General features: G+C 29.5%; 2 protein-coding genes. One reads left to right on the top strand and one right to left on the bottom strand.

The window, feature by feature from the left end:
- Positions 1-902: 902 nt before the first annotated feature.
- A complete protein-coding gene (locus NSB03_RS20395; RefSeq protein ID WP_168355431.1) occupies positions 903-1,628 on the bottom strand; it encodes a DUF3828 domain-containing protein in 726 nt (241 codons plus the stop codon).
- A gap of 512 nt (positions 1,629-2,140) precedes the next feature.
- Here NSB03_RS20395 and NSB03_RS20400 point away from each other — a divergent pair.
- The coding region (locus NSB03_RS20400; RefSeq protein ID WP_257466622.1) for a hypothetical protein at positions 2,141-2,342 on the top strand (202 nt) is incomplete at its 3' end.

The raw sequence follows: 2,342 nt of genomic DNA on the forward strand, positions 1-2,342 counted from the left end.
GAGACTATGTGACGAATAAAAACAGGTCGGTAAAGCCTATCTAACATAATCTCAGGAAAATTTAAACAGGCTCTAATTAGAAAACGAAAAATTGTGGAGTTGAATCAAATAGATATACCTTAATTAAGCAGGTGTGTATTTAGAAGTGCGTTTACATGTATAGAATTAGGGAACGGATAAACTAGGGGGGATGGATAATCTCGCTAAAAACTTATATTATTCAGTTCAAAAAGTGTAGTCATGAGTGCATTAATTATAAGCAATCGGGAGTCTGTGCAAAAACTATTTTTGGAAGACTGCTCCTCTTAAGCTCACACTTTTCCTTTAATATTTTCTACTGTGTTTTCATAAGCTATTCCATTATTGTAGTAATTTTTTTTTTGCATACCTTTTTACAGTCTCTTTTTTCATTACATTGATTTGAAAAATATTGTATAACCCATTTGGAACTATCGCTTCAAGAAAAAGAATATCATAAATGATTCTCATAAAATTCAAAAAAACTACATTGAAGTAGCTTGGAGACACAACTCAATTTTGAGAAATAAGCAATAGCAAATATTTGTGAGATATTTCTACGATTTACCACAGGATTTATCATACTAAAAGATATATGTTTTCCCATAGCTCAGAGTAAAATTGCACTAAATGATTAAATAGAACTTTTCCACCGAATGGTAAGCCTTCATGAAATAAAGTTTTATAAGGAAATGAAAAATGAATTCCATATTCCAAAGTTTCTTCAAGAATATCGCTAAATTGTTACTATTCAAATCTATACTTATTCATAAAATAAGAGACTTAGCAACTTTGCAGACTAAATTGTGAATACTTTAAGAATTGGCACAAGCAACATTCTCAAACAAAAAAGATTATAATTTATTTGAGAATGTTTCTTCTGCTTATAATGATATTTTGTCAATTAAATATCTGTTGTTTTGTTTTTTAATAGTAATAATTATTTTATAAGTTTTACTTCCTGCCTGATAAGTGATTTGAAAGACATTATCTCCCAATTGATTAATTTTAAAACTTCTACGCCACATACAGTCGAAATCAAAGTTATTAATCAGGAGATCATATCCATTAAAACCATCCTTTTGATTTTCTAATTCTGCTTTCCCAAATTGCTCCAAGGCTGTATGTGACAAATTAGATAAACGCAAAGTTGATAGTTTCGCATTTACATCTTTATACATAGCACAATATGATGCAATATAAACTTTGTAAAAACTTTCTATAAATGACTTTCCTGAAGTCTCATCTATTTTACACGCTTTCATGTTCTCACAATTAGACAGCAGCTCATCTCCATATTGATCTCCATTCTGAACAGGCGTAATATATGCTATCTTACACTTCTCATCCACCTTTTCCACTTTTAATGGAATTTTAATTATGGTAGTACTATCTTTTTCATTCCAAAGATAACTTACCATATACCAATTATCTATAATATTTTTTACATTTAAAGTTCTAATAGCGTCACTATTTATATCTTGTGAACGTATTATTGGATCAACACCACTTATATTTACCATTCTTTGAACTTTTGTTAATAGTCCATCGGTTAAACACCTTTCACATAAAGCTCTATTCTTTGAATTATCATTTAAAAGATTCGTCATATAACTCGTATAAAACGTTTTAATTTCATCTAAGCATGCGCATGAGCAGATTGTGCTAAAGCACAACGAAAGAATAGATATAAATAAAAATCTTTTCATTATTTTCTTGTTATCAGATTTGCATTATCGTCTCCATATTGTATAATCCGGATTTTCTCTATATGCACTTCCATCAATCATTATCAATGTTATCATTAACACTATATCCTCCAACAATCTTCCGAGATTCAAGAATATCTATAGAAGGAATACTCAGTTCTAAATTTTTCAAATTCTTTTTCATAAGCATTATTTGTAGTTGGTATTTTATTTAAATTAGCAGATACCTTTCTAATATATAGAAATATATTCTAAATGACAATATCATTTTAAAAGATAGTCTATGTAAAATTTTGATATTGTGCCTTTTTAATATTATCATTTATTGTTATACAACGCAAAATTACACATTATTTCATTTTTAACCAAGTTAATTATTTGAACATAAACGATAATTAACGTTGTAAGCTAAGTTGGTAACCATTCAGTTGGAAGAACTTATTGGAAATATAAAGGTATCTCATACACTAATTTGTCGCTTGTATGGCAATGGTGAAATAGACGTGGATGCTTCTTTTACGACAAATGAAGATTTTAATCTCCCCCCCCCAGACCGTCCGAGAACTCTGATTTTCGCTGTAGGATGGCATTCTTGCAGCGGATTTGAGGTCGTAG

Origin of the sequence: Bacteroides acidifaciens (assembly GCF_024623065.1) — a bacterium.
Lineage (GTDB): Bacteria > Bacteroidota > Bacteroidia > Bacteroidales > Bacteroidaceae > Bacteroides > Bacteroides acidifaciens.

What these genes read in the sequence shown, in the direction of transcription:
- NSB03_RS20395 (WP_168355431.1), bottom strand. Translation starts at nt 1,628, where the DNA reads ATGACGAATCTTTTAAATGATAATTCAAAGAATAGAGCTTTATGTGAA.